This is a genomic window from Polyangium jinanense (assembly GCF_028435365.1).
Window position 1 is genome coordinate 44,111 of sequence record NZ_JAGTJJ010000037.1, and the last position, 18,306, is coordinate 62,416.

The window sequence follows — 18,306 nt, forward strand, 5'->3', positions numbered from 1 at the left end:
GTAGGGTGCGCCGCCTGCCGAGCACCGGGGGGAGGGAGCCTCCGTGCGCCGGCCGAAAACGTTCGTTGAGGAGTCATTCATGTCGAAACGTCGGATGGGGCTCGGTGCCCCCTGGATCGCTTTTGTCTGGGCGATCGTGCTCCTGGCATTCGGGCCACGCGAGGCCCGTGCCGCCACGACCATTTCGGGCGGCAACGTCATCAATCAGACCTGGACCCTGGCCGGTAGCCCTTACATCGTGCAGGGCGACATCATCATCCCGGCTGGCACGAAGCTCACGGTCGAGGCGGGCGTCGAGGTCGAGTTTGCCGGGACCGACGCGCAAAGCTCCGGGCTCGACCCGACGAAGGTCGAGATGACGGTGCGCGGCACGCTCGACGTGAAGGGGACAGCGGCGAGCCCCGTGCTGTTTCGATCGCCGGCGACCTTTTACGGCGTCGTCGTCGACGTCGTCACGGCCGCGCTCCATACGACGAAGCTCACGGTCCAGAACTCGCTCTACGGCTTCCGGATCAGCGCGGGCACCGTGACGTTGAACGACTTCGTCACGCAGAACAACACCACCGCCGGCGTGCTCTTCACGGGCTCGGGCGGCGGCTCGATCACGAATGCGTTGATTCGCCAGAGCCAGGGGCACGGCGTCTCCGTGGCGCCCACGACCGGGACCGTGAACGTCTCGATCACGGGCACGGAGATTCAATCGAACACCCTCGACGGCGTGAACGTGTCGTCGTCCGGCATCGCGACGGCGAACGTGACGATCAACCAGGCGACGATTCACCAGAACACCAACAACGGCGTGACCGTGTCCGCCCCGGCGGGCGCCACGGCGAGCGCGGTCGTGAAGAACACGATCTTCACGAACAACAAGATCGGCCTCTATCGTAATGCCGCGGGCGGGACGACGAGCCTCTCGATGTCCTACGTGAACGGGTGGTCGAATACGACGGCCAACTGGCAAAACACCACGGCGTCCGATCACGTCACGTCCGTCAATCCGCTCTATGTCTCGGCGCCGACGAACCTCCGGCTCACCTCGAACTCGCCGAGCCGCTTCTACGGGGACATGGGCCAGGACATCGGCGCGCTGCCTTTCACGGGGGACCCGACGAACGGGCTGCTCGGATATCTCTGGACCGACACGACCCTGACCCTCGCGGGCTCGCCGTACACGGCGACGGGTGATCTGACCGTGACGCCGGGCGTGACCCTGACGCTCGAGGCAGGCGTGACCCTTCAGTTCACGCCGACCGACGCGATGGCGGATCAGAGCACGCCAAAATGCGCCCTCTATCTCCACGGCAACCTGGTCTCGAAGGGCACAAAGACGCAGCCAGTGACGCTGACGTCGACGGCCGCGGGCGTCAATCAATGGACGGGCGTGATGCTCCGCGAGCAGGCGACCCACGACGTGCGTGGGCTCGTGATCACGCGGTCGTTCTTCGGCGTGAGCATCGAAAAAGGCGCGCACACGCTCGAAGGATTCACATCCCACGGGAATCGTTACGGCGTCTACTACTTCGCCGGCGCCGGCTCGCTCTCGCTCTCGAATGCGGTGCTCCGGAACAATGAGCTCGAGGGGGTGAAGGTCCTCAACACCCCCGAATTCACGACGATTCTCAAGATCCGGAACCTGACGATCCATCAGAACGGAGGCACGGGCATCTCGATCGACGTGTCGGAGAAGGTGTTCACGGACATCACGAACACGATCGTGACGAACAACGTCTTTGGTGTGTGGCGCCAGGGCTTCAGCACCGCCTCGGTGACGCTCACGCACTCGGACGTCTGGAACAACACGACGAACTATTCCAACGTGACGGCCGGCGTGGGCGTCCTCAACGCGAACCCGTTTTATGTCGCGGCGCCGGCGGACCTGCGGCTCCAGAGCTTCAGCCCGTGCATCGACAAGGGCTACGCGATGGACGCGCCGGACAAGGATCTCGACGGCAACCCGCGCCCGCTCGACGGGGATCTCGTCAATGGCCCCGCGTTCGACATGGGCGCCTACGAGTACACGCCGCCGTCGGTGTGCGGCGACGGGCTCGTCGGCCTCGGCGAGGCCTGCGACGACGGGGCGGCCATGAACGGGCAATACGGCAAGTGCAACGCCGACTGCTCGGGCCCGGGGCCGCGCTGCGGCGACGCCCTCACGAATGGCCCCGAGGTCTGCGATGATGGCAATGCGTCGAACGAGGACGCATGCCTCGTGACGTGCGTGGCCGCGAGCTGCGGGGATGCATACTTGCAGATCGGCGTCGAGGCATGCGACGACGGGAACGCGATCGATACGGACGCGTGCACGTCGACGTGCGCGCTTGCCACGTGCGGCGACGGTTTCGTCCAGATGGGCGTCGAGGACTGCGACGACGGCAATGTGTCGAACGAGGACACGTGCCTCGCGAGCTGCAAGGTGGCGAGCTGCGGTGACGGGTTTGTCCAGATGGGCGTCGAGGAGTGCGACGACGCCAATACGACGGACGGGGACGGCTGCAGCGCGGTCTGCGCGACGGAAGGGCAGGGCGGTGCTGGCGGTGCTGGCGGAAGCGGCGGCGCTGGCGGCAGTGGTGGCGTTGGCGGTGCTGGCGGTGCTGGCGGAAGCGGTGGCGCTGGCGGAAGCGGCGGCGTCGGCGGAAGCGGTGGCGCTGGCGGAAGCGGCGGCGTTGGCGGTGCTGGCGGAAGCGGTGGCGCTGGCGGAAGCGGCGGCGTCGGCGGCAGCGGCGGACCGACGGACGAAGGCGGCTGCGGCTGCCGGACGGCGCCCGGAGCGACCGACGGCCCCCCGGGGCTCGCCTTCGTCGCCCTCTGCGCGCTCGGCCTCATCACTGCGCGCCGCCGCAGGGCTCTCGTGATGCCTAGCCTTTGAGCCATTCTCGTTCGAGCTCCCGGAGACGCACGTGCTCCGGGAGCTCGCGGTGAAGCGCCCGCATCACCGGATCCTCGATTCTTTCGAGCCGCCATTCGAGCCTACGAATCGCCTCCGCGAGCGCCTCTCGGGCGGCCGGCATGTCCCCGGTCGCGGCGCGCGCCTCGGCGATCGCGAGGCGCAGCGGGATCTCCGCATACCCCGCCATACCGCCTCGCGCTTCCATCCAGCGAGCGACGTCGTCCGCGACACGACGCGCTTCCTCCGGACGCCCTTCGCGGAGCAATGCCAGGATCAACGTCCTCTCGATCGACGGGCGCCAGCCGCGAACGTAGTCCATGAGCCCGAGGGCCTTTTCGGCGGCCTCTCGCGCTTCCACGACCCGCCCCTCGGCGAGGAAAACCCGCGCGAGCGCGCCGTACGACACGGCGATGGTGTCTTCCATCGCGCCCTGCTCGATGAGCAGCCTGGCGAGTCCCTCGACCTCCGCCCGCCGATCCGGCGCGTTTTGCTTCGCGAGCACGAGCATTCGATAAAAACGCGCCGTGGACACGAGGAACACGTCGTTCCTGCGGAGCGCGCTCCCGAGGACGTCCTCGATCGCTCGCTCCGCCGCGGCGATGTCGCCGAGCGCCGCGAGCGCCGCGCTCGACAGGCACACGCTCATGCCCCACCAATTCGAAGAGCACGCCGACGTATACAGCTCGATGCTGGCACGGGCGCGCGTGAGGGTCGCCCAGAGATCCCCCTCGATGAAGAAGGCGAAAATCGCCCGGGCCTGCTGGATGTGACCGGCGGCCAGGAGCTCGCCTTCCGGAAGGCGCGGGGAGAGCGCTTCCAGCCGCGAAAGCAGGCGCGCCGCGCGCTCGTGACTCCCCGTCATCCCGAGCCCAGCCGTGATCGATCCGAGCAGCAAAAGGCACGAGGCCACGGCATCCGGCGGAGGATCGACGTCCTCGAGGACGCGGACGAGCATGTCCACCTCGTTTTGCATGGTCCTGTTGACCACGATCACCAGGTAAGACGCCGCCGCCTCGTTCCAGGCGACGCTCCCCTCGGACAAGAGCGCCAGCGCTTCCTTGCCAATCCGAACTCCGTTTTGCCAGTCGAGGCGCCAGACGCAGGCCTCGAGCTCGAGCGTGAGGAGTTTGCCCCGCAGCTCGCCGGCGGCGCCGCACTGGAGGCCCCGCTCCGCGCGTGTCCACATTCCGTCGAGATCGTCCTGATGATACGATTGTTGCGCCGCGCGAAGGTAATGGTCCGCGGCCCGCGCGAGATCTCCGCCTGCACGCGCATGCTCGGCGAGCACCATGGGATCCGTCTCGCCCACCTGCTCCAGGTACGCGCACGAGAGTCGATGCCCGAGCACGCGATCCGCTTCGGTCAAGAGTCCATACGCGGCGTCGCGCAGGAGCGCGTGGCGGAACTCGTACTCCGTTTCACCGGTAAAACGACTTTGCGTGCGACGCTGGAGGACCTCGGCCTCGACGAGCTCGAAGAGCCGCTCGTCCGTCGACGACGCCTCGCGTGCTCGCCCGAGGAGCGTGAGCACCCCCCCGCGCCAAAACGTTCGTCCGAAGACGCTCGCCGCGGAGAGCACGCGCCGGCACGCCGGATCGAGGCACGAGAGCCTCGCCTGGAGCATCGCCAGCACCGTGTCGGGCTGCCCTTCCGCTTTGCCCTCGGCGGCCGCGCGGATGAGCTCCTCCAGGAACAACGCATTGCCCGCGGCCTGCTCCACGACACGCTTGACCGAGGCCGCCGGCACCTCGGGGCCGAGCACGGCCGTGACGAGCTCGCCCGCGGCGCTGTCGTGCAGCCCCCCGAGTCGGACGCGGTGGACGATGCGCCCCTGCCAGAGCTTCGGGAACATTTCGACGATCTCGGGGCGGGCGAGGGCCAGCACGAAAAAAGGCAATTCGCGCCGCTCCACGAGCGCCGCGTCGACGAGCTTCACGGTCGCGGGATCCCCCCAATGGAGATCTTCGAGCACCAGGAGGACGGGGTGTTCGACGCATTCGGCGGTGAGGAGATCCAGAAAGGCCCGCTGGATCTGCTCGTTCATGATCTTCGGGTCCCGGAACGCCGCGCGGAGCAGGGCGGTCGGCTCCTCCACGCCGACGCCGCACATCGTCGCCAGAAACTCGCTCACCCGTCTCTGCTCCGCGGGCATCACGTGACGCCCGACGCGCTGCCGGATCTTCTCTTCTTTTCGATCCGGCGGATCCCCGATCTCGACCTCGCAAAGCCTACGCAAGGCCTCGCCGAGCACCCCATACGGCGACCCCGCGCTGAGCGGCGCGCCGCTCCCGAAGAGCACCAGCATTTCGAGCGGGCGGGCACGCAGCCGACGCAAAAGCTCGTGCCGCAGGCGGGATTTTCCCATGCCGGGCGGCGCGACCACGAGCGCCCCCGCCGGCTCGGCTTGCTCGATGGATCCCTCGATCGCCGCGACGAGCAGGGCGAGCTCCCGCTCGCGCCCGACACATGGGGTCGGACGGCCCATGAGGAGACGCGATTCGTCCACCTCGATCACGCGCTCCTCGCAGAGGATCGGCGTTTGCCCGGAGAACGTGATGGCGAATCGAGACTCGAGCAGCTTGGCGGACAGTTCGTCCAGGAAAATGCCCGATTGCGATACCGCGGGAGGGCCGCCCATCTCTCCGTCCACCGGGGGGGTTTCGCCGGGCGCTACCCGCGAAAAGGCGCGCTCGATCGCCTCGCCGACGAGGACCTTTTCTTTCATCACCCCGCGGCCCGTGGTCAGGGCGACGCGGGCCGTGGGCCACGCCGCGTGCACGGCGAGCGCGCAACGCGCCGCCTGCGTGGCCAGGTCCACGGCGCTCTGCGCGGGCGTGACGACGACGACGAGGGCGCCGCTCGCCAGCCATTCGACGCGCGCACCCAGGCGGAGGAGGCGCGCGCGGAGGGCTTCCCGGAGCGAGCTCCATGCGGCCCGCGTGGAAGCCGTTTCCCCGCGGGGAGGCGGCTCCTCCCCCGGAATGGCCACGACGACGGAGAGCAATTGCAAAGCGTCGCCGCTGAGCGCCGCAGCGGGCGAGAAATCGACGCGTCGAGCCTCCTCGCCGACGTCGTCCGCGAGGCGCGTGGCCATGGCCACGAGCTCGTCGCGGAGGGCCACGGCGTCTTCCGGTCGACGCGACGGGTCCTTTTCGAGCATCCGCGCGATGAGGTCGGAGAGCGCCCGGGGGGTGCCGGGCCGGAGCAGCTCGACGCGGGGCACCTCTTCGAAGAGGACCTTGGCGAGCATCACGAGCGCGCTTGGCGCGAAAAACGGAGGTTTTCCGGTCAAACCGTGGAACGCGACGCAGCCGAGTGCGAACACGTCCGCGCTCGGCCGGAGATCCTCCTCGCCGCGCGCCTGCTCGGGGGCCATGTAGCCGGGCGTCCCGAGGAGAGCGCCGGGGCGCGTGAGGACCGTGGCGGAAAGGGCGCTGCGCGCAATGCCGAAATCGAGCAGCGTGACGCGATCGACGCGGCCGTCCCGCAGAAAGAGGTTGCTCGGCTTGATGTCGCGGTGGAGGATTCCCTTTGCGTGGGCGGCGGCGAGCGCGTTCGCCAGCGTGAGGAGCAAGGTCACGCAATCACGCACGTCGAGCGGCCCCTCGGCGAGGCGCTTGCCGAGATCGTGGCCGGAGAGCCATTCGAGGACGAGATACGGTCGGCCGTCCTCGGCTTTGCCGTGCGCGAGGTACGAGACGATTCCCGGATGCCCGAGCTGGGACAGGAGCCGCGCCTCCCGGTCGAAGCGGGCGGCCTGCTCGAAGCCGTTCTCGGCGGGATAGAGGAGCTTGAGCGCGACGAGGGCGCCGGTGTGGAGGTCGCGGGCGCGAAAGACCTCGCCCATCCCGCCCTTTCCGGCGAGCTCTTCGAGGCGGAAACGGCCCGCGACGACCTCCCCCGGGCCGAGGCGCGCGCGCCCATGGTGGGACCCGTTCATCGGCGGGGACATAGGTCGATCTCGTCGTTCACGATGGATCTCGAGCCCCCGCAATGTGCTCATTACCGCAGCCTACGCCAGTTCGTCAGCGATTTTCTTTTGCTCCGATCGCATTTCTTCGATGGCATGGGAGTCATATTTCTGACGGATTCGTCTATGGGTATCAAAAATCGTGGACGAACGGCGCGCGCTGCCGCGAAGGCGTCGACGCGGTACGAAGCATGTATTGTGATGCGAGCGACGGGTTCGAGGCGCGCGTGTCCGAGCGCTCGCCGGGAGCTTCGTGCACGGGGCCTGACAATTCAATGACCGTACAGGCGACGTCGCACGAATGCGTCGTTGACCCTCCGTCGAAGCCGTGTTTTCCTTCTCTTCGTAGCTTTCGCAGGTCACATCGGAAGCTGGAAAAGGCGGGGAGCGACGCCATGCCCATTCTTCTTCACCGCGTTTCCGACATCACGCTTTCGGAGATCACCGCCGGTTCCTCGGTCCTCGACGGCGCCGAGGCGTTGAGCCGCGTCTACGATTTCGGCAAGCACCCGTACTTCTCATGGATGCGAGCGCCTACGACGAGGCTCGAGGAGTTTCGCCGGAGCCAGGCGCCCTATTTGCACTTCGTTGAACATTTTTCCCGTGCCTTGACGGCCGTGCTCGCGCGCGTGCCTGCGATGGAGCGGCGCCTCGCCACCGTGTATGAAAACGTGGTCGAGGAGCACGGGCACGGTTCCCTCGAGGGCACGCACCGCGACACGTTCGCGGGGTACCTGCGCGCCATTGGCCTCGACGTGGCGGAGGCGGCGCGGGAGTGCCCGATCCGCGTCGCCGTCGCTTACCAGTCGCTCCTCGATTTCTGCCTCGTGAACCCTGCCGAGATGGGCGCCGCGGCCACGGGCATCGTCGAGTATACGCACATCAAGATATCGACGATGCTCGCCCAGACCATCCACGAGCGATTCTGGGGCGATCTCGACGCCCAGCGCCATTACCGCCTGCACGCGGAGATCGACGCCGAACACGCCGTCTCCCTGTTCGCGCTTTGCGAGGAGGGCTGGAAACATCCAGCGTCGGCGCGTCGCATTGCTTACGCGATGGCCTACGGGGTCCACGTGTGGTGGTCGTTGTTCGACGCGATGTGTCCGGCCGAGATTCTCACCCCGTCTGCAACGGATGGCATTCGCCCGCTGATCGACGGGGCTTTCGCCCGGGAGCCGGTTGCACCTCTCCACGCGGGCCGCAGGCATTGCGATCTGCCCGTGCGCATGAGGCACGAGGGCGGCGCGTGGCAGGCGGGGAGGGCGACGTCGCTCGGGCCCTTCGGGCTCGTGCTCGCCGGGGTTCGGCCGCCGCCGCTCGACGCCACGATCGAGGTATCGATCGACGGGCTTTTCAACGCGGTGCTCCCGATCCCAGGCCGCGTGCGCTCTCCGGCAGGCGAGCATGGTGGCTTCTGCGTCGAATTCGTGCTCGACAACGAGGCGCAACGCGCGGAGGTGCGAAACGCCGTGCGCGCGCGCCTCGTTGCCGAGCGTACCGTGACGCACGGCAGCGGCGCCGATGCGCTCCACGTAGTTTGACTGCGCCCGCACGGCGGTCGATACTCCGGCACGCGCCACGAGCGCACCTCCCTTGCCCGACGTCCGCTGTTTCACAGGGGATCGCGGGTGAACACGAGGCTTTTCGTGACGTCACGGAAAGATTCGCTTCGGCTGGAAAGATACCGACCGATATGAAGCTTTATTCGCATCCGCTGTCCGGGAATAGCCACAAGGTGCGCCTCCTGCTCTCGATGCTCCGCCTCGAGCACGAGGAGATCGTGGTGGACCTCCTGAACGGCGAACACAAAACCCCCTCGTTCCTCGCGATGAACCCGCTCGGCCAGGTCCCCGTGCTCGTCGATGGCGACGAGACGCTGCGGGATTCGCAGGCCATCCTGGTCTATCTCGCGCGGAAGTACGGGGGCGAGGCGTGGCTGCCCTCCGACGCGGCCGGGCTCGCCCGCGTCGTGCAGTGGCTCTCGTTCGCCGCGAACGAGGTCCATCACGGCCCGTTCCTCGCGCGGCTGCATTTCCTCCTCGGCGTCCAGCTCGATCTCGGCCTCGCCCAGGACCGGAGCCGCGCGGCCCTCGACGTCCTCGACGCCCACCTCGCCAAACGCGCCTGGCTCGAGCACGATCGGCCGACCATCGCCGATATCGCTGTCTTCCCGTACGTCGGCCTCGTCCGGGAGGGCAAGGTACAGCTCGACGATTACCGCAACGTCATTGCCTGGGTCGAACGTGTCCGCGCGCTGCCTGGATACGTGCCCATGCCGGGTCTTTGATTCGAATCGACGTGCTCGGGGCCAAGCTTTTGCGGGAGCGGTGAGCGACGCGTGAGGTTCCAGCTACCCGACAAGCGGTATGGGCGCGAGGCCGAGGTCTGGGCCTTGCTCCGGGCCTTCGAGCGCGCCGCCACCGGGGCGAGCGAGATCGTGCTCGTCTCGGGCTGGGCAGGCGCGGGAAAATCGACGCTCGTCGAGGAGCTCGGCGCCTCGCTCGCCGCCCGGCGCGGCCACCTCGTCGCCGGCAAATTCGACCAGTACAACCGCACCGTCCCGTTCGCCACGCTTCTGCGCGCGCTCGACGATCTGGCGCAGCGCGTGCTCGGCGACGGCGAGGGGGGCGATACGGCCGAATGGCAAGAGCGCCTGTACGAGGCGCTCGGCGAGGGCACGGCCATCCTCGTCGAGACGCTTCCGAGCGCGCGCTCGATGATCGGAGCGCCATCCTCGCGGTCGTCCGCGGCGACGTCGTCCTCGGCGAGCTCGGCGGATTCGCAGGCCCGGCTGGAGCATGCGCTCCTCAGGTTCCTTTCGGTCTTCGCGTGCCCTGAGCACCCACTCGTCCTGTTCCTCGACGACCTGCAATGGGCCGACGACGCCTCGCTCCGCTTCCTTCTGGCCGTCGCGGGTGATCCCAGCATTCGAAACACCCTGCTGATCGGGGCGTACCGCGATCAGGAAGTAGGCCCGGAGCACCCGGTCACCGCGGCGAAGGTCGCGCTCCGGCAGCGCGGCACGCGCCTCGAGGAGATCGATCTCCCGCCCCTCGGGCCCGAGCACCTGGAGGCGATGATCGCCGACGCGCTCGATGCCTCCGTGGGGCCCGAGATCCAGGCGCTCGCGGCCGAGGTGCACCGGCGCACCCGCGGAAATCCGTTTTTCGTGCGGGAGTTCCTCCGGTTCCTCGTGCAGGAGGGGTTCATCGCGGAGGGCGCGGCCGCCGACGCGCTCGCCTGGGATCTCGCGCAGATCCGGACGGCCCCGCTCCCCGAGGACGAGGTCGCCCTGATCGTCCGGGAAATGCGCAAGCTCCCGGCCGAGACACAGGCCACGTTGCAGATCGCCGCGTGCATCGGCGCGCTCTTCGACGTGAACGATCTCGCGGCGGCGCGCGGCACCACGGCGGCCGATGCCCTCGCGGCCCTTGCGCAGGCGCAGGGGAAAAATCTCGTCATGCCCGCCGATCCACGCAGGCGGATCAGCGCTGCGGACGGCGCGCCCATTCCGTTCCGATTCCTGCACGACCGCGTGCGACAAGCCGCCTACGAGCTCATCGGCGAGGACGATCTGCCGCGAATCCGGCTCCTCGTCGGGCGTCGTCTGTACGCCGACGCGCGCGCACGCGGCGTCATCGACGAAAAACTCTTCGAATTCGTCGAGCACCTGAACGCCGGCGCCTCGCTCATCACCTGTGCGGCCGAGCGTGACGAGCTCGCCCGGCTCGACCTCGCGGCCGGCGCGCGTGCCAAGGCGCGGACGGCGTACGACGCGGCGGCACGTTATTATGCGACGGGCGCGGCGCTCGCCCTCTCCGGGGACGATCCGACGCTCCTTTTCGCGCTCCACCTCAGCCGAGCCGAATGCGTGTATCTGCGAGGACAACTCGACGAGGCCGAGGCGCTGCTCGTCGCCTTGCCGGTCCCGCCACGAACGAGCACCGAAAAGGCCGCCGTATGCCGGGTCCGCATGGCCGTCCGCACGACGCGCGGGCGCGCGGCCTCTGCCATCGAGGTGGGGCTCGACGCCCTCGCAGAGCTCGGCCTCGACATCCCGCGGGACGAGGCGGCCGCGAAGATCCTCGCGGAGAAGGAACACGCCCGGGTGCGCGAGCGGCTCGCGGCACGCGGGCTTTCCGTGCTGGCGGAGGGCGCGCCGCTCGAAGACCCGGACAAACGCGCCAAGCTCGAGATCCTCACGAACCTGCTCGCGCCGGCGAACCTGGTTCGGCCCGCGCTCTTCAGCCTCTGCGCGGCGATCCAGGCGAACATCTCGCTCGAACACGGGCACGCCGACGAGTCGATTTATGGGTACATGCTCTACGGCATGCACCTCGCCACGTCGCTCGGTCGTTATGCCGAGGCGGGCGCGTTCGGCAAGCTCGCGCTACGGCTCGACGAGCGGCGCGGCAGCGCGGGCGAGCCTTGCCGATTGAATTTCGTGTACGGCTCGTACGCCCATTTCCTCGAGCCCATCCCCGACGTGCTCGGATATCTCCGGAAAGCCTACCGCACGGGGCTCGCGACCGGCGATTACATTTATCTGTCCTACGCGTGCAGTCACATCGTGCTCTTGCGCCTCGCGCTCGGCGATCCCCTGAAGGACGTCGACGAGGAGGCCGAGCGGCTCCTCGCATTGATGGAGCGGACCAAGGTCGCCTCGTCGATCGCGGTCCAGACGCTGGTGCGGCGCATCCTCGCGGCGCTCGCGGGGCGCACGATCGACGTGCGTTCGCTCTCCGGGGACGGCTTCGACGAGGACACGTTCGTCGCCTCCTTGCGCGAGCGAGGCGTGCATTTCGCGCTCTCGTGGTACCGGGCCGCGCGCATCACGCTGGCCTTCCTGAACGGCGACGACGAGGACGTGCTCGTGATCGCCGGCGAAGGCGGGGCGGGGGCGTGGTTTTACTTCGCCACCGACGCCGTGTACCTGACCTGCCTCGCGGCCGCGCGCCTCTGCGCCGAGGGGGTGAGCTCCTCGGACGAGCCGTACGCGACCTTCGGGCGAAACGCCGCGCACATCGCCGGCTGGGCGCGCGCCTGTCCCGCGAACTTCGCCCACAAGGACCTCCTCCTCGCCGCCGAGCGCGCGCGCATCGCGGGGGATCACGCCGCGGCGGGCCCGCTCTATGAACGTGCCGTCGAGGCGGCCGAGGCGGCGCGGCTCACGCCTCACGTCGCCGTTGCCCGCGAGAGGGCCGCGGCGTTTTTCCGCGACCGGGGCGACGAGGCGCGCGCGCGGATCCATGTGCACGGCGCGCTCGACGCGTATTCGCGCTGGGGCACGGACGCGCTCGGCGAGCGCGTGCGCCAGGAGCACGCGGATCTGCTGCTCCACGAGGTGATCACGGAGAGCGAGACGGAAGCGCGCGGGCGGCCGGTCGTGGTCGTGCCGTTCGCGCTCGGCGCGCTCGTCGCCGAGGTGGTGCTGGCCGTGGCGCCCGCCTTCGAGCGGACACGCGACGCGCTGCGAATCGAGCAACCCGAGGAGCTCGGGTTCATGGAGAGCGACGAATCGAAGGTGCGCTGGCTCCTGCTCCGCGTCTTCGGCGGGCGGGCCTTGCGACCGCGCCCCGGGAGCGTCGCGTTCCGGGTCCGACAGGGGCGCGAGGGGCGTCTCGGCGACGCGCCATGGGTGGGGTTCGAGGTGACGGACACGGACGACACGATGGATGTCGTGTCGATGGAGGACGTGGCCTCGGTTTGCCGAGAACTCGGCGGATACCTCGCGGTCGAGCGTGGGGACTTCGGCGCGCGCTCTACGGTCGTGATCCCGATGTTCCACATGGCCCCCGACGGCTGACGCGCGACGTCAAGCCTCTTTCCTCCGCTCGACGAGCTGACCGAGGCCATCGAGGACGCGGTCCATGCCAAACCGATACGCCGCATCGGCCTGATAAGCCCCGCCCTGGGCCGCGCCCGCCGCTTCGCCGATGCGCGTGGCCCGCGGAAACTTCGTGGGATCGACGACCCGGCCGATGAGCTCCGCCTGCGCCTCCCACCACGCCGCGTCGGTCATCGCCGTGGCCTCGGGGAGCGCCGCCGCCTCGGCCGCGCTGCGCGCGTTCGCCTGCACGAAGCCGAGGACGAACGTGAGCGCCGCGTCGACCTCGACGTCCGACAAACCGAGGCCGTCGAACGCCGAGAGTTCGTACTCGTACTTCGTGATCACGCCCGGACCGAGCGGCGGGCGGCTCGTGGATGCGTGGATCAGCCACGGATGCGCGGCGTGGAGCGCGCGGTTCTGGTTCGCGACGGACAGCACCCGCTCGCGCCAGCCGAGCCCGTCCCACGCCGGCCGATCGGCGCGGAGGTACACCGCGTCGAGCATCAGCTCGATCAGCTCGGTTTTTCCTCCTGGCACATACGTGTAGACGGACATCGGGGACGCGCCCACGGCCTGCGCCACCGAGCGCACCGTGACCGCGTCGAGCCCCTGTTCGTCGGCGAGCGTGATCGCAGCCTCGACGACCCGGTCCACGGTGAGCGACGGCCGCGGCCCCCGCGTCCGCGAGGGTTCCAGGCTGTGCCGCCACAGAAGCGAAAGCGTGCGCGCGGGATCCGGGGTCGCGGGTTTGTTCGGCGGCATGAAATCGGTCTCCAGCCCCTTGACGAAAACTACGTACTACGTACACTGTACATTGTACACAGTTGATGTCCACCTTCACCAGGGGCCTTCCCGAGGATCGAGGAACACACGCATGCAAGCAACCACCGCGTCGGCAATTTCGCTCAACGTCAAGGATGTCGAGGCTTCACGCGATTTCTTCGTGCGGCACATGGGGTTTGCCCCGGCGATGGCGGCCGACGGCTTCGTGTCGATGGCCCGCAAGGACGTCGGGTACAACCTCATCTTCCTGCGCCAAGGGCTCTCCTCGCTGCAGCCGGAGACGCTGAAGCACGCGCACGCCGGCGGCTTGCTCCTCGCGTTCGTCGTGGCCGACGTGGACGCCGAGGAGGCGCGGCTGCGCGAAGAGGGCGTGTCCATCACGACGCCGCTCCAGACCGAGCCGTGGGGCGAGCGGTTTTTCCAGGTCACGGACCCGAACGGGATCCTCGTGCAGTTCGTCCAGTGGATGACGCCGCCCGAGGCATAACCGCCCTCAAGGCAAGACCGTCACCACGATCCGCGACGAGAGCCCGCCGAACCGCGCGAGGACCTGACCCTCGCCCTCGTCGAAGGCCACCGCATACCCGGCATTTTCCGGCGCGCACGCCGTCTCCGCGCCCGTACACGCAGGCGGACGGCGCGGACCAAGCGCGCCCGTGAACGACCACGCAACGGGCGCGCGTCCGAGCGAGAGGCGCGCTCCCGCGTCGTCGAAGGCCTGGAGCTCCATGACGAGCAAATCGCCGCGCTTGGCGGCCTGGGTCGTGTCGACGCGGACGCGGCTCGGGCGGCGCACGTCGAGCACGACGACGCCTTGCTCACAGGGGATCCGCACGCGGCCGGGATCGACGGCCTCGTAGGTCTGGCCCGCGGGATCGAAATGGACCGGCGCGCTCGGCCGGGCCTCGGCGATGCGGCATGCGCCGCGGGCCTTGGGCACCTCGTCCCGCGCGCCCACGGCCACGAAATACACGGTCTCCGGCGGCTTCGCGCAGCCCGCGAGCGCGCCGAGCATCGTCGCGAGGAAGGCGGCACGGAAGAGCGGTTCGGCGCAAGGCATCGGGAGCGCGCGAGTATCGCTCGATCGGGGCCGCGTGATCAACGTCGCGCCGCGGAGAGCAAGCGCCGCCAGACACGCTCGGTGCCGCCTTCGAGCGGCGCGTCGGCGAGGCGGATCGCGGCGTAGGTTTGGCTGGGCAACCCAGCGATCGGGCGACCCACGAGGCCGGACGGCAGGCGGCAGAAATCGTTGACGATCGCGAGCCCGGCGCCGAGCCGCGCAAGCCGCAACGTGAGCGGCCAGCCGCGCACCTCGACGGCCACGTCCCAGCGCACGCCCGCGGCGCGGAGCGACTCCTCGAGCATCACGCGTTGCGGCTGGCCCTCGGGCGGCACGACGAGCGCGGCGCCTTCGAGATCGGTGAGCTCCACGCGCTCCTTGGAAGCGAGCGGGTGGCTCTCGGGCACCACGAGCATCTGCCCGACGACGGCGAGCGGCTCCACCACGATCCGCGGCGGCCGCGTTTCCAGCGGGAGCACGCCCACGTGCGCCTCACCCGTGCGCACGGCCGCGAGCGTGCCCGCCGCGTCCCGCACGAGCAGCGAGAGCGGCGTGCGCGCATCACGCACCGAGCGCTGCACGGCCTCGCCGATGAGGTAGAGGTACGCCCCTTCGCCCGCGGAAAGCACCACGCGCGCGCGCGGCCTCCCCACGCGCAGGCCCTCGACGAACTCGACCTGCTGCGCAAGCGTCCTCCGCGCATACGCCGCGACCCGCTCGCCGCCGTCCGTGAGCACGAGGGCGCGGCCGACGCGGCGGTAGAGCGGCGTGCCGACGACCTCCGCGAGCTTCTGCACCTGTGCATGCAACGCGGGTTGCGAGAGGCCGAGGGCGCGGGCGGCGTGCGTGAAGTTCTTGTGTTCGGCGAAGGCGGCGAAGGCGTAGAGCCAGGAGGTCTCCAGCATGACTATCCGTCAGGATGATAGCTCATCCGAAAAGACGACTTCCGCCGATGGCTCGGTTCGCTACGCTCGGGCCTCATGAACACCGTAGAGCTTAGCAAGACCCTCTCTTGGCTCCTCCGCCACGGGGCGCGCGAGGCCGGCGTATCGATGGATGCGGCCGGCTGGGTGCCCGTGCCCGAGGTGCTGCGTTACCTCCGTATCAGCCGCGCGGCCCTCGAAGAGGTGGTCGCGACGAACAACAAGAGCCGCCTGACGCTCGAAGGCGACCGCGTGCGCGCCTGCCAGGGCCATTCGACCGAGAACATGCCCGTCACGCTCGAGGCCCTGGAGGCGTCATGGCAGCCATACATGGCCGGCGGCAGCCTCTGGCACGGGACCACGGTCGAGGCGACGGCCCCGATCGCGCGGGAAGGCCTCTATCCGCAGAAGCGCACCCACGTGCACCTGGCCCCGACCCTCGAGAGCAAGGTCGGCAAGCGCTCGGCGACCCCGGTCATGCTGGAGATCTCGGTCGAGCGATTGCAGGGCGCAGGGCAGGGCGTGTGGGAGGCGCAAAACGGCGTCGTGCTCGTGCGCCACGTCCCTTCGTCGTGCATCGTGGACCTCGTCTGCACGACGCGCGCGGCGAAGCAGGCCGAGGCGTCGGTTCGAGCGCGGTTTGGCTTTCGCCGATCGTGATCACTTGCCGTTCTGCGTGATCATGAGCCGACGAGGGTTTCTGGGCTCATAACAGAGCAGCGTGGGAAAAAGCGGTTATTTCGTGCCCCACGGAATGTCCCCCGAATGAAGCAAAACCTCGGACTCGACCTTCGCATCGGCCGGGTTCGTCCCGGTCCCGACCGTGGCCACACGCTGATAACGCACCCACCAGGAGAGCGTCCCGCGCTGCGGCGCCCCGGAGGGAGGCGTGATGTCGAGGTCGACGACCTTCGGATCCCGGCCCACGCGGTCGTCGGCGGCGAGGTGCCGGCCGGGTTGTCCGGGGATGATCTGGAAATGGCGCGCGAGGTGGCGGACCTCGCGGCGAAGGACGGTCCCGCGCTCGTCTTTGAGCTCGCAGCCGACTTCGAGGCGGCGGAAGAGGTCGCCCGTGGGGAAATCATGCCCCGGCGCGGGCTGGACGAGCGTGATGCGGAGGCTGTTCTCCTCGGCGCGTTCGGCCGTGGCCTTCAGGTTCTTCCGTAACCAGGCGGGATCCCGGACCTCAGCGAAGGCGTGCGAGCGGCGGCCCCCGACGAGCGGCATGTGGCACTCGGCGCAAGCCTTCCCAGCCGCAGGCGAGCGCAGGTGCTCGCGCGCCGTTGTCTGCATGAACTGGCCGTCGTCATTGCCAAAGCCCATCGGGAAACGAAATTCGTGGCAACCGGAGCAGCCGCCCGTTTGGCTGAAGGCAGTCGAGCGGCGCAAAGGGTGCGGCGCGCGGGTGGCGTCGTCGCCGGAAGAGGCCGCGGCAAGGACAAAGCCTTCTTCAGTGACGTGGCAGGTCACGCAGCCGACGCCGAGCTCGCTCACGGCCTTGGGCGGCTCGATCCGGGGATCCCCCTCCGGCGCGTGGCAGCCGCGGCAGAAGGGCGAGGGCTCGATCGCGAACGCCGTGCGATACGCCGGATTGAGGTTCGATTGCTGGTGGTGCGAGCCCTGCCATTGCCTGGCCTCGTCGGCATGGCACGCGACGCACGTCGCATTGAGCGCGACGGCCGCATCGAGCCGCTTGCGATAAGCGCGAGGCATGGGGACGCTCGCCGCGGGGGCGACGTCCGCCGGAGCAGGCTCGGACGAGGCGATGGCCAGAGGCGCCGGCACCGATGTCACTTGCCCATCCGTGAGGACGTCCTCGCGGATGCACCCAGCGAGGAGGCAAAAGGACATCAACAGGGAAGGGCGCAGCAGCATAGGAACGAACGGCCAGGGCCGTCTCGTGACGTATCACCTTTCCCGCGCTGCGGGAACCATTCGGTCTCGTCGGAAGCCGTCGCGCCGGGGCGCTGCCCCGGACCCCGCGGGAGCTGTCCGCCCCTCGACCCGGACCAGGCACGGCCTGGACCGAGGGTGGAAGAACTGCGCGATGCGCAGTTCTTCCAACGGGCCGGTGGCAAGACTGTGGAGGTCCGTTTCAGGCTGGCGACGGGGACACCGGTGCCGGTTCAAATGCCCGGCGCTGCCGTCTTGACTGGCAAGGTCGTCGCCAATCTTGCCTCGGCCTGTTCGATGAACTGCGCGATGCGCAGTTCATCGACCCCGGGTCCAGCGCTTGCGCTGGTCCGGGTCGAGGGGCGGACAGCCCCCGTGGGGTCTGGGGCAAAGCCCCAGCTCAGGCGCGACGACGCGGCGGGATCGGATACAGGGTGGCGAGGTCGTCATTCCGCAAGAAGCCGAGCGCCTCGCGGTGAACGCGAAGCTCCCAGAGGGCCAGCTCGGCCCGCGCGCACCCCTCGTTGAAGGCGGCGACGCGGACGCGAATCTCGACCTGGTTGCGCTCGGCCCCAGCGGCCACGAGCTCGTCGATGGCGAGCCCGAGGACTTCGAGTTCGAGCAGGGCAGCATTGATCTTGTCCTCCGAGCGGCCGAGCGAGGAGGCCATCTCGCGAAGGATCTCGGCGGCGAGATCGTTGCCGCCGAGGTGGGTCGGCACGCGATCCCGCAGGCGGTCGAGGTATGGGCTCTCGTGGCCTTTCCGCTTGAGCTGCTCGACGAGCTTTTTCCACGTGGGCTCGGACATGGCGGGGGGCAAGTCTAGCCTCACCCCCAGCCCTGAGCATTGGTCTCATCTGGGAGGCGCCGCGCTGGGGCTTTGCCCCAGGCCCCACCGGGGCTATCCGCCCCTGGACCTGGACCAGCGCAAGCGCTGGACCCGGGGTCGATGAACTG

At 69.0% G+C, this 18,306-nt stretch carries 12 protein-coding genes; 6 read left to right on the forward strand and 6 right to left on the reverse strand.

Going from position 1 to position 18,306, the window contains the following annotated elements:
• Nucleotides 1-79 precede the first annotated feature (79 nt).
• Nucleotides 80-2,866, forward strand: coding sequence for a DUF4215 domain-containing protein (locus KEG57_RS37870; protein ID WP_272425474.1), 2,787 nt, complete (start codon nucleotides 80-82; stop codon nucleotides 2,864-2,866).
• Here KEG57_RS37870 and KEG57_RS37875 read toward each other — a convergent pair.
• Entirely contained in the window at nucleotides 2,856-6,827 is a 3,972-nt protein-coding gene (locus KEG57_RS37875; RefSeq protein ID WP_272425475.1) for a protein kinase domain-containing protein, read from the reverse strand. The two genes, KEG57_RS37870 and KEG57_RS37875, sit on opposite strands and share 11 nt — an antisense overlap.
• Before the next feature lie 425 nt (nucleotides 6,828-7,252).
• On the opposite strand from KEG57_RS37875, the gene KEG57_RS37880 reads away from it, so the two are divergent.
• The 3 genes from KEG57_RS37880 to KEG57_RS37890 all read left to right on the forward strand — a co-directional run bounded on the left by KEG57_RS37880 (nucleotide 7,253) and on the right by KEG57_RS37890 (nucleotide 12,666).
• A complete protein-coding gene (locus KEG57_RS37880) occupies nucleotides 7,253-8,401 on the forward strand; it encodes an iron-containing redox enzyme family protein (protein WP_272425476.1) in 1,149 nt (382 codons plus the stop codon).
• Nucleotides 8,402-8,553: 152 nt separating this feature from the next.
• Complete coding sequence (locus tag KEG57_RS37885) at nucleotides 8,554-9,147, forward strand: glutathione S-transferase family protein (protein ID WP_272425477.1); 594 nt, start codon at nucleotides 8,554-8,556, stop codon at nucleotides 9,145-9,147.
• Between the two features lie 51 nt (nucleotides 9,148-9,198).
• Complete coding sequence (locus tag KEG57_RS37890) at nucleotides 9,199-12,666, forward strand: ATP-binding protein (RefSeq protein ID WP_272459407.1); 3,468 nt, start codon at nucleotides 9,199-9,201, stop codon at nucleotides 12,664-12,666.
• Between the two features lie 9 nt (nucleotides 12,667-12,675).
• Here the strand turns inward: KEG57_RS37890 and KEG57_RS37895 are convergent, their stop codons facing one another.
• On the reverse strand, nucleotides 12,676-13,452 hold the full coding sequence (locus KEG57_RS37895) for a TetR/AcrR family transcriptional regulator (RefSeq protein WP_272459408.1): 777 nt from the start codon (nucleotides 13,450-13,452) through the stop codon (nucleotides 12,676-12,678).
• Between the two features lie 112 nt (nucleotides 13,453-13,564).
• Here KEG57_RS37895 and KEG57_RS37900 point away from each other — a divergent pair, with 112 nt between their 5' ends.
• Complete coding sequence (locus KEG57_RS37900) at nucleotides 13,565-13,960, forward strand: VOC family protein (RefSeq protein ID WP_272425480.1); 396 nt, start codon at nucleotides 13,565-13,567, stop codon at nucleotides 13,958-13,960.
• A gap of 6 nt (nucleotides 13,961-13,966) precedes the next feature.
• Here KEG57_RS37900 and KEG57_RS37905 read toward each other — a convergent pair whose 3' ends face one another.
• Nucleotides 13,967-14,533, reverse strand: a complete 567-nt coding sequence (locus tag KEG57_RS37905) for a hypothetical protein (RefSeq protein ID WP_272425481.1) — start codon at nucleotides 14,531-14,533, stop codon at nucleotides 13,967-13,969.
• 38 nt (nucleotides 14,534-14,571) lie between these two features.
• Nucleotides 14,572-15,438 (reverse strand): LysR family transcriptional regulator, encoded by an 867-nt coding sequence (locus tag KEG57_RS37910; protein ID WP_272425482.1) that lies wholly within the window; start codon nucleotides 15,436-15,438, stop codon nucleotides 14,572-14,574.
• Nucleotides 15,439-15,513: 75 nt separating this feature from the next.
• Between KEG57_RS37910 and KEG57_RS37915 the strand changes: the two genes are divergently transcribed.
• Nucleotides 15,514-16,116 carry an RNA 2'-phosphotransferase gene (locus KEG57_RS37915; protein ID WP_272425483.1) on the forward strand — a complete coding sequence of 201 codons (603 nt, stop codon included), beginning with the start codon at nucleotides 15,514-15,516 and terminating at the stop codon, nucleotides 16,114-16,116.
• A 75-nt stretch (nucleotides 16,117-16,191) separates the two neighbouring features.
• On the opposite strand, the gene KEG57_RS37920 is transcribed toward KEG57_RS37915, so the two are convergent.
• Nucleotides 16,192-17,307: a multiheme c-type cytochrome gene (locus KEG57_RS37920; protein ID WP_272425484.1), complete on the reverse strand. Its 1,116-nt coding sequence runs from the start codon at nucleotides 17,305-17,307 to the stop codon at nucleotides 16,192-16,194.
• 442 nt (nucleotides 17,308-17,749) lie between these two features.
• Nucleotides 17,750-18,157: a hypothetical protein gene (locus KEG57_RS37925; protein ID WP_272425485.1), complete on the reverse strand. Its 408-nt coding sequence runs from the start codon at nucleotides 18,155-18,157 to the stop codon at nucleotides 17,750-17,752.
• Nucleotides 18,158-18,306 lie beyond the last annotated feature (149 nt).

What these genes read in the sequence shown, in the direction of transcription:
- KEG57_RS37870 (WP_272425474.1), top strand. Translation starts at nt 80, where the DNA reads ATGTCGAAACGTCGGATGGGGCTCGGTGCCCCCTGGATCGCTTTTGTC.
- KEG57_RS37875 (WP_272425475.1), bottom strand. Translation starts at nt 6,827, where the DNA reads ATGAACGGGTCCCACCATGGGCGCGCGCGCCTCGGCCCGGGGGAGGTC.
- KEG57_RS37880 (WP_272425476.1), top strand. Translation starts at nt 7,253, where the DNA reads ATGCCCATTCTTCTTCACCGCGTTTCCGACATCACGCTTTCGGAGATC.
- KEG57_RS37885 (WP_272425477.1), top strand. Translation starts at nt 8,554, where the DNA reads ATGAAGCTTTATTCGCATCCGCTGTCCGGGAATAGCCACAAGGTGCGC.
- KEG57_RS37895 (WP_272459408.1), bottom strand. Translation starts at nt 13,452, where the DNA reads ATGCCGCCGAACAAACCCGCGACCCCGGATCCCGCGCGCACGCTTTCG.
- KEG57_RS37900 (WP_272425480.1), top strand. Translation starts at nt 13,565, where the DNA reads ATGCAAGCAACCACCGCGTCGGCAATTTCGCTCAACGTCAAGGATGTC.
- KEG57_RS37905 (WP_272425481.1), bottom strand. Translation starts at nt 14,533, where the DNA reads ATGCCTTGCGCCGAACCGCTCTTCCGTGCCGCCTTCCTCGCGACGATG.
- KEG57_RS37910 (WP_272425482.1), bottom strand. Translation starts at nt 15,438, where the DNA reads ATGCTGGAGACCTCCTGGCTCTACGCCTTCGCCGCCTTCGCCGAACAC.
- KEG57_RS37915 (WP_272425483.1), top strand. Translation starts at nt 15,514, where the DNA reads ATGAACACCGTAGAGCTTAGCAAGACCCTCTCTTGGCTCCTCCGCCAC.
- KEG57_RS37920 (WP_272425484.1), bottom strand. Translation starts at nt 17,307, where the DNA reads ATGTCCTTTTGCCTCCTCGCTGGGTGCATCCGCGAGGACGTCCTCACG.
- KEG57_RS37925 (WP_272425485.1), bottom strand. Translation starts at nt 18,157, where the DNA reads ATGTCCGAGCCCACGTGGAAAAAGCTCGTCGAGCAGCTCAAGCGGAAA.